Below are 6,072 nucleotides of genomic sequence, written 5' to 3' on the forward strand. Positions count from 1 at the left end.
CACACAGATGGGACACCCTATTTGAATACAAATAAATTATAACTCACTGAATGTCAGTGGAAACGAATTTGAATGAGAGAAAAGCGCCAAACTCAGGAGTAGGAGTGATACCCACACCGCAAGTCGGTACAATTTCACCATCTTCTGTTACATCAGATGCTTCGATGATAGCTACATCTACATTTCCGAAAAATCCATAGCGAAGATCTTGCGCCAATGTAGACAGGTGAAGATCGTAATAAGGTATCTTTCCTGCATTAATTGCATTGCGTATATCCGTGTTAGTCTGGTAGGGAGTACGGAATTTGATAGCGTCTGCGCGGGCAAGTACACCATCAATACTATCGCTGGTAGAAGCCCCGGTAAATACTCCTACTTTGAAAGGATTGCCGTTAATATGTTCTTCCTCGGCGCGTTTGGCCAAAGCCACGGGAACAACTTTCGGACAACCTGCATGGGTAAATCCGCTGAAACCGATATTATCATCATGTCGAATCATTGCTGCCGCTTCCTGGGCGGTCACTCTACTTATAGCCATTGTATCTTTTTTTATAGTTAATCTGTGTTTCAAAACAACAATTATATTGATTATACAAAAGTAATGAGAGAATCTTTTGGCTCAAATGACAATAATACGTCCAAAACTGCCAAAATGTAAAAAGGGATACGTATCTTTACGCAGAAGCACCCAAACGAATGAAAACAGAAGTCAGGCATATCGCTTTTCTTGTATTACCAAATGTTACATTGTTGGATGTGACAGGTCCTTACGAAGTATTTACACAGGGCATTGATTGCATGGATAGCAAAGAATCCAATGCACCTTTTACTTATAAACTTCATACGGTTTCCGCCGGACGTGGAAAGACTATTTGTACCGCGTCCGGGCTGTCCATTCAGTGTGAAAATACCATCCGAACAGTAGATTATCCGATAGATACTTTATTTATTCCGGGAGTGCCTAACTCCTGCGTATGTAGCTATAATGCCGGAAAACAGGTACTCGAATGGATTAGTGAACAAGCCGGGAGGGTACGCCGTATCTGTTCTGTATGTACAGGAATATTTCTATTGGCCGAAGCCGGAGTGCTTGCAGGACATAAGGTGACTTCCCACTGGGAAGTTTGCGATAAACTGGCACAGGATTATCCTGAAGTGAAGGTCGATGCTAATCCGATATTCATAAAAGATGGAAATGTATATACATCGGCCGGAATATCGGCAGGGATGGATCTGGCTCTTGCCCTGTTGGAGGAAGATTTTGGCAGGCCATTGGCTATTGAGGTAGCCAAGCAAATGGTGCTCTATCTGAAGCGGCCGGGTAATCAATCGCAATACAGTTCTGTACTGACACATCAACAAGCAGATTACCGGCCGATTCAGGAAGTTGAAAGCTGGATAATGGAGCATCTGCACGAAACGCTGACTGTTGAGCGACTTGCAGAACAATCATTAATGAGTGCTCGCAATTTCGCCCGTGTTTTTATACGCGAAACAGGTATAACTCCAGCCAAATATATAGATAAACTACGAATAGAAACGGCTTGCAGATATCTGGTAGATACGCAATTGTCATTAAAAGAAATAGCCGATATCTGTGGATTGGGATCGGTAGATAATATGCGGAAGGTATTCATTAAATACCTGGAAATATCACCTGTTGAATACAGGCGGCGGTTTGGAAGTATTTAAGAGTTGCAGTTAAGTGATAAATAGACTATCTTTGCGCCCTTTATTAATAAATTAAATAATAAGTAAGATGGCAGAAACACCGAATTGCCCAAAGTGCAATATGGAGAATACGTATTTCGATGGTACAATGAACATATGTCCCGATTGCTTTCACGAATGGCTGGCAGGAGAAACTGAAACTGAAGTAATGGACAATGTTCCAAGAGATAGTAATGGCGCAGAACTACAAACCGGAGATGCTGTAACCGTAATCAAAGATTTGCCCGTAAAAGGTTCTTCAATGGTTATTAAGCGAGGAACAAAAGTGAAAAATATCCGACTCACAGAAGACCCTGAACTAGTAGATTGCAAAATCGACGGTTCAAGCATCGTACTCAAAACCTGCTTCCTCAAAAAGAACTAGCAGGCGGCAAGGCGGCGGCAAGGTGCCGCTTCCAGGTTTCGATGCCACATGGGGGCCTGGGTGTAGCACCTTGCTGCCGCCTTGCTGCCGCCTTGCTGCCGCCTTGCTGCCCCGAAGAGGGAGGTAGTAGGTCGAAAAAATAAAAAATAAAGTAGATTTATTACTCATAATGATTATCTTTGCTTAGCACTTACATAACTACAAACATGAAAGAAAAGAAGAAATATCCGAAACACGAAGAAGATCAAGAACAATTTATCTTATCAGAACCAACAGCAACATATCATGTACAAGGTAAACGGCCTTGCCAATTTACCATGGAGGAGTTAAAGGAAGAAATCCGTCAATCCATGGAAGATATAAAGGCGGGAAGGGTGCATACTTGGGAGGAAATAAAAGCTGATATGGATTCATGGTTACAATAATATTTTCAACTAAAGCATGTATCAGATTACACGAGATTCGTTATTTTCATAGAAATCAACCTAAGAGACTCAAAACAATTGTTGAACGCATAAATAAAGGTGTTGAGATATTATGTGTTTTTCCTCAAGCAGGATTAGCGGAAACTCAACTATCAAATGATTTGTGGTGTTTCTATTCTTTGGTTATAGATAAGTATTACAAAATAATCTACCATTTTGATAAACAAACTGTGTATATTGTAACCATTTGGGATTGCCGTCAGAATCCACTTAAATTATTCGATGAACTTCCGTGGGATATTGATTAATATATGTTGTTCTCACAACAACATATTGCAGTCGTTTACTAATTAATCTCCTTATGTTGCGATGAATTTATAAACAACACATCTCCAACACTATCAAATTTAGTAAAGAATTCCATAGGTTCATTTTTACTGATCTCATCAGGGAATCCGATAATAGTCAATCCTGCATGCTTGGAATACTGCGTTACTGCATCACTGAAAAATCGCCCTTCTGCAAGTACAACGATTTCAATATTGGTTAAGGTAATTGGTAGTCGTCCAACAGCAATGCGTTCTTCCAGGTTTCGTTTTACACTTTCACTTTCATCTGTTGTAGAGAATGCAAATATCTTGATCTGGCTCTTTTTCCAGTCAGGATGAGCCATAATGATGTACCCTAAAAGAATCATCAGGTTTGTGTTTTTCTCATCTGCCGGGCGTAGCCACACATGAATATCGTTTCGGTTACGGATCGGATAGCTGGAACCAGCAAAAATGCAGATGTCGTAATCACCGGCTTTAACCAGATTGATATTATCCACAATACGTAATAGTTCTTCCGGATGCTGTTTATCGTACTCAAACACTACCATGTTGTTCTCCATACCCGAAATAGAAGGTGCCTGAATAACCTGAGCTATTGCCGATGTATAAGACGGAGAAATCATCGTATCAATATACAACGCACTTTTATCCCCTTTTTGAAGATCAATCAGTTGCCGGCATACTTCCTGTGCTTCATGGAACGTTTGTTTTCCGTAATAACCTTCAATGAAATGGAAATATGTACCGAAACCATGTTGGTGGCTGATCCATTTCATTAGTTCTAATACTTTATCACGCTCAAAAGAATTAGGTGAAATACAAATAGCAGATGGACGCCATTCTTCATTCTCAATAGTCGACTGGCTTTTCTGCATGAAAACCCGCAAGTGCCTGCTCAGTTGGAATAACGCACCCCTGAAAATATCGACAACCCCTTTCTGATCCTTATTATAATGTTCTATTAACAGGTAGATAACAACAATAAGAATAGTCGCTAATATAGTATACAGCGGACTTATCATAAACATTACCCATACCGAAAGTAAAAAACCTCCAAGTGAAAGAAACCATTTCGATTTAAAACGCGGGCGGTAGGAAGGGGGAGAACCAAAATGATTCAGAAACGAAATTAAACACAAACTGCCGTAAGTGAACAGGAAGAACATGGAGATAATTTCTGCAACCAGGTCGATGCTGCCCATCAGTACAAAGAATACAGCAATGATTGAAGATACAACAGTTGCATTGAAAGGCTCTTTTGTTTCTCCTTTTCCTTTAGCCAGAAATGTGTTAATACGACCGATAGGTAAGCTCTTATCCATAGCAACAGCCTGTAATGTTCGTGGAGCAACCAGTATGGAACCCAGTGCAGATGAGAAAGTACATGCTGCCAGTCCTATAGGAATAATAATAGGACCTGCCAAGGCAATTCGAGACATAATAAGTTGATCGCTTATTAAATCTGCCTGCGAAGCAGATACCGATAATTTCCATACAACAAGTATATAGACGATTAATCCAGTCAATGTTCCTCCCATTGTTCCCAGCGGAATGGATTTACCCGGATTTTTCAAGTCACCGCTGAGTCCGACACCTGCTGTCATTCCCGTAAATGCAGGGAAACAAATAGCAAATAGAATGAAGAACTTATCATTATTGAAGAAACCAAAGTTGTTTCCGGGAAGTTGTGTTGGGTCACTAACAGATTCAATAGGACCTCCCATAAAGAATAGCCCCAGAGCAACCAATAAGAGGATATTTACAATATATAGAATCTTCATTCCCGAATTAACTCCTTTGTATAGGATAACTAAAGCTAATGTTATAACCGCCGGAACACTGATGACCTGACGTGGTAACTCATAACCGTATTGTGTATGAAACCAATCGAAAAAAGGAGCAAATGCTTCGGTAAAAGCTATAATATAAAAGGCAATACTAATGGCTTGGGAAAAATAAAGTGTAATCCCAATCGTAGAACCAATTTTCAATCCGAATGAACGGGAGATTATAAAATACTCGCCTCCACCTTCTACACGTTTATTAGTAGCGATTTCAGAGATGGCGAGTGCAGTAGGAATAGTAATGAGATGACCCAAAATGATGATACCAATGGTACCCCAGAAACCTAATGTACCGGTAGCAAAACCGAAGCGAAGAAAAAGGATCGCTCCGAGAATGGTCGATATCGCGGTGAAATATACAGGAGCGGTACCTAGTCCGCTATTAGGTTTCAAGGGTTTGGGTTGGTTCATCTTTTAAGATCTGGTTTATTTTTTAATCCATACACACCGATTATTTCACCGAATACAAGTTTGTGGTATTCTTTGGCTTCTTTATAGCTCATGCTTCCTCATAATACGTTTCTTATTTGATTTGCAATGATTACCGCAAATCTACAAAAAACGTTTTATAAAGCCGATAATATAGAAACAATAAAATGTCTAATAACCTATTGTAAATCGCTCTTGATGATGTGCCGGGTTCTCCAATTCGTCAAGCATAGCTTTGGCATAATCTTCTACTGAGATGGTGCTTTCTCCTTTATCGTCAAAAATCATGTTGTCTTTGCCCAGTTGGTATTTTCCAGTCCTATTTCCAGGTACGAGACTTGCTGCAGGAGAAAAGAATACCCAATCGATATCTTTTTCAGGTTTCAAGTAGTTATAATATACATCTGCCAATCCCTTTACCCCCGGTAGAATAGATGCCGGTATTCCTCCGGACTCGATGAGGGTTTTGTCTGGTTCAACATAGAGCGAACCCGCACCGCCTACAATCAATAAACGTTTGACGCCGGCTTTTTTAACTGCATTGATAATGCTCTTATATCCTTTCAGTGTATCATCATATATATTTGGATTCTTCCATCCGGGGTTATATGCGCTGATCACAATTTCTTTTCCGGAAAGTAGTTGGGCAAGTTTGTCTTCATTCATTACATCACCTTCACTCACGGTGAGATTGAGGCTGGTTACCATTACATTAAGCGGATTACGTACGATGGCGTTGATTTGTAAATCTCTTGTTAATGCTTCATGCAAGATGGCAGATCCTACGAATCCGCTTACTCCGATAATTGCAATTCCTTTCATATTGTTTTACTTTTTAATATGTTCTTTCACTAGTGGGCACTAAAAAATAAAAATCGTTCTTTGAAATGTTTTGTATATCGTGGTTTCAGAAGATTTTCGTTGCGTGACGATTTGAATTGACTTCT

The 6,072-nt window shown here is 40.0% G+C and carries 6 protein-coding genes and 1 pseudogene; 4 read left to right on the top strand and 3 right to left on the bottom strand.

Annotation, left to right across the window (positions count from 1 at the left end; genetic code table 11):
* Positions 1-97: 97 nt before the first annotated feature.
* Positions 98-538: pseudogene (locus tag D0T87_RS23220) on the bottom strand (acetyl-CoA hydrolase); the annotation flags it as partial.
* Positions 539-696: 158 nt separating this feature from the next.
* Between D0T87_RS23220 and D0T87_RS23225 the strand changes: the two are divergent.
* From D0T87_RS23225 to D0T87_RS25215, 4 genes are all read left to right on the top strand, one after another.
* Complete coding sequence (locus D0T87_RS23225; protein ID WP_163178504.1) at positions 697-1,692, top strand: GlxA family transcriptional regulator; 996 nt, start codon at positions 697-699, stop codon at positions 1,690-1,692.
* Between the two features lie 67 nt (positions 1,693-1,759).
* Entirely contained in the window at positions 1,760-2,095 is a 336-nt protein-coding gene (locus D0T87_RS23230; RefSeq protein ID WP_163178506.1) for a zinc ribbon domain-containing protein YjdM, read from the top strand.
* Between the two features lie 206 nt (positions 2,096-2,301).
* Complete coding sequence (locus D0T87_RS23235) at positions 2,302-2,520, top strand: hypothetical protein (RefSeq protein WP_163178508.1); 219 nt, start codon at positions 2,302-2,304, stop codon at positions 2,518-2,520.
* On the top strand, positions 2,508-2,828 hold the full coding sequence (locus D0T87_RS25215; protein ID WP_163178510.1) for a type II toxin-antitoxin system RelE/ParE family toxin: 321 nt from the start codon (positions 2,508-2,510) through the stop codon (positions 2,826-2,828). Before D0T87_RS23235 ends, D0T87_RS25215 begins: the two co-directional genes overlap by 13 nt.
* Before the next feature lie 38 nt (positions 2,829-2,866).
* On the opposite strand, the gene D0T87_RS23245 is transcribed toward D0T87_RS25215, so the two are convergent.
* Positions 2,867-5,107: an amino acid permease gene (locus tag D0T87_RS23245; protein WP_163178512.1), complete on the bottom strand. Its 2,241-nt coding sequence runs from the start codon at positions 5,105-5,107 to the stop codon at positions 2,867-2,869.
* A 189-nt stretch (positions 5,108-5,296) separates the two neighbouring features.
* Positions 5,297-5,947 carry an NAD(P)-dependent oxidoreductase gene (locus D0T87_RS23250; protein ID WP_163178514.1) on the bottom strand — a complete coding sequence of 217 codons (651 nt, stop codon included), beginning with the start codon at positions 5,945-5,947 and terminating at the stop codon, positions 5,297-5,299.
* Between the last annotated feature and the right edge of the window lie 125 nt (positions 5,948-6,072).

The sequence above is a fragment of the Bacteroides sp. 51 genome, assembly GCF_010500965.1.
In the GTDB taxonomy this organism is placed as follows: Bacteria; Bacteroidota; Bacteroidia; order Bacteroidales; family Bacteroidaceae; genus Bacteroides.